The following is a 2,678-nucleotide window of genomic DNA, read 5'->3' as shown; positions in this document are numbered from 1 at the left end:
GTCCTATACGGATCGACAGCATTTCCCTCACCCATAAGGGAAATCCCTCTCTAAATTCCGATTCAGTAGTGTGGTATTTCCTTAATGAAAGTGTTGAAAGGCCAGGACATCCTGGCACTGGGCTTCATGACATTTGCCCTGTTCGTCGGGGCTGGCAACATCATCTTCCCGCCTATCGTCGGTTTGCAGTCCGGGCCTAATGTCTGGATGGCGGCGCTGGGTTTTCTGATCACCGCAGTCGGTCTGCCGGTGATCACCGTGGTCGCCCTGGCCAAGGTCGGTGGTGCAATGGATGCCTTGAGCAGCCCGATCGGTAAAATCGCCGGTGGCCTGCTGGCAGCCGCGTGCTACCTCGCTGTCGGCCCGTTGTTCGCGACACCACGCACCGCGACCGTGTCGTTCGAAGTGGGTCTGGCGCCGCTGACCGGCGAGAGCCCGCTGGCGCTGTTTCTCTATAGCTCGGTGTACTTCCTGCTGGTGTTCTTCATCTCGCTCTATCCGGGCCGTCTGCTGGACACCGTAGGACGGTTCCTCGCACCGCTGAAGATCATCGCCCTGGCCGTACTCGGCATCGCAGCGTTCGCGTTGCCGGCCGGTAACATTGGCGTGGCTACCCCTGAATATGTGGCGGCACCGTTCTCCCAGGGCTTCATCAATGGTTACCTGACCATGGATACCCTGGGTGCGCTGGTATTCGGCATTGTCATCGTCAATGCGATCCGCTCCCGTGGCGTGGAATCGCCGGTGTTGATCACCCGTTACGCGATCATCGCCGGGCTGATTGCCGGTGTAGGTCTGGCGCTGGTTTACGTCAGCCTGTTCCGGCTCGGCTCGGGCAGCCATGAAGTGGCCGCCGGTGCCACCAACGGCGCGGCGGTATTGCACGCCTACGTGCAGCACACCTTCGGTTCGCTCGGTAGCGGTTTCCTCGCGGTGCTGATCTCCCTGGCCTGCCTGGTGACTGCGGTGGGTCTGACCTGCGCCTGTGCCGAATACTTCAGCCGTGTGCTGCCACTGTCCTACAAGACGCTGGTGATCATCCTGGCCGCGTTCTCCCTGCTGGTGTCCAACCTGGGCCTCACCAAGCTGATTGCGTTCTCGATTCCGGTACTGACCGCCATCTACCCGCCGTGCATCGCCCTGGTGGCCCTGAGCTTCTGCAAGGACTTCTGGCATGAGCAGGGTCGCATCGTCGGTCCGGTGATGCTGGTGTCGTTCATTTTCGGCATGATCGACGCTCTCAAGGGCGCCGGTCTGGCCGACTGGATGCCGACTCAACTGGCTCACCTGCCGCTGAGCGAGCAGGGCCTGGCGTGGCTGGTGCCCTCGGTCATGACCCTGGTGGTTGCCGTGGTTTGCGACCGTCTGCTGGGCAAGCGCGAAGAAGCGCTGGCTTAAGCCGCTTCATGACCCGCCACAAGCGGGCTTGAGCTACAAATGGAAATGCCCCGTATCAATCGATACGGGGCATTTTTTATGCGCGTGATGCAGTGTCTTTTTCCTTGGGTTAACGTCGAAGCACTATCCGCAGGTTTCATCATCGTCTACACATCACAAGGAACTGCATGTCGTTCATCCACGCCAATCTGATCCACATCCTCGCCGCGCTCTGGTTTGTCGTCTGCTGGGGTGGCTACACCCGTTACGCGACATGGAAGGGCCGTGACACCGCATGCCTGGCCAGTGTGCTGCACCTGTACCGCGAAGACTGGATGCGCCGCATGCTGTTGCGCGACAACCGCATCGCCGATGCCAGCGTGATCGGTAACCTGGAGCGCAACGCCTCGTTCTTCGCTTCCAGCACGTTGATTATCCTGGCCGGTATTCTCACGGTGTTGGGGGCATCCGAAAGAGMCGTGTCGTTGCTTGCGGATATCCCGATGGTGCAACAGGCTTCCCAAGGCATGTCGGAGATCAAGTTGTTGTGCCTGGCGCTAGTGTTTGTCTATGCGTTCTTTACGTTCAGCTGGTGCATGCGTCAGTACAACTTTGCGGCCATTCTCGTGGGTTCGGCACCGATGATCGGTGAGCGGCATGTGTCCGAGCAAGAGCGTAACGCCTTTGCTTCCCGAGCCGCCCGTGTCATCTCCATGGCGGCCAACCAGTTCAACTTCGGTCTGCGTTCCTATTACTTCGGCATGAGCATGCTGGCGTGGTTTGTCAGCCCCTGGTTGTTCATGTTGATGAGCGCCGGTGTCGTGTTGGTATTGTATCGCCGCGAGTTTCACTCCGACGTTCTTGACGTGATGGTCTATACACCTACAGAGGCGCCATTGCCTGAGCTGAACAAAGAGGCGGCTTGATGAGTATTCCATTCTGGTGTGTGTTTATCAGCGCCTTGTTGATTTTCGTGGCGCGCATGCCGGTGGCCAAGGCGATGAAAGAGCAGGGCGGTTACAACAATCACCTGCCGCGTCAACAACAGGCGCAACTCACAGGTTTCGGCGCCCGGGCATTGGCGGCCCACCAGAACAGTTTCGAGGCGTTCATTTTGTTTGCGGTCGGGGTGTTGATGGCGCACACCACGCAAACGGCGGGATGGCTGATCGATGCACTGGCGATCGCCTTCGTGATCGCGCGCGTTATCTACTTACTGTGTTATTGGGCTGATCTGGCCTGGCAGCGAAGTCTGGTGTGGTTCGTCGGATTAGTGTGTTCGTTGTTGCTGATGATTAGTC

The 2,678-nt window shown here is 58.8% G+C and carries 3 protein-coding genes; all 3 read left to right on the top strand.

Annotated elements, in window-relative coordinates; all coding sequences use genetic code 11:
- The first annotated feature begins 84 nt into the window (after positions 1-84).
- Positions 85-1,398 carry a branched-chain amino acid transport system II carrier protein gene (brnQ, locus tag AC1DLB_RS27075; RefSeq protein WP_477744258.1) on the top strand — a complete coding sequence of 438 codons (1,314 nt, stop codon included), beginning with the start codon at positions 85-87 and terminating at the stop codon, positions 1,396-1,398.
- 167 nt (positions 1,399-1,565) lie between these two features.
- Positions 1,566-2,303 (top strand): DUF599 domain-containing protein, encoded by a 738-nt coding sequence (locus AC1DLB_RS27070; protein WP_477786012.1) that lies wholly within the window; start codon positions 1,566-1,568, stop codon positions 2,301-2,303.
- Positions 2,303-2,678: MAPEG family protein (locus AC1DLB_RS27065; RefSeq protein WP_477786011.1), on the top strand; the 376-nt coding region annotated here is incomplete at its 3' end. The genes AC1DLB_RS27070 and AC1DLB_RS27065, both read left to right, overlap by 1 nt.

The organism is Pseudomonas sp. 05N434 (assembly GCF_056396965.1).
This window is presented reverse-complemented; position numbering and strand designations above follow the sequence as displayed.

Excerpts from the sequence above, each read along its gene's own strand:
- brnQ (WP_477744258.1), top strand. The coding sequence starts at position 85 with ATGAAAGTGTTGAAAGGCCAGGACATCCTGGCACTGGGCTTCATGACA.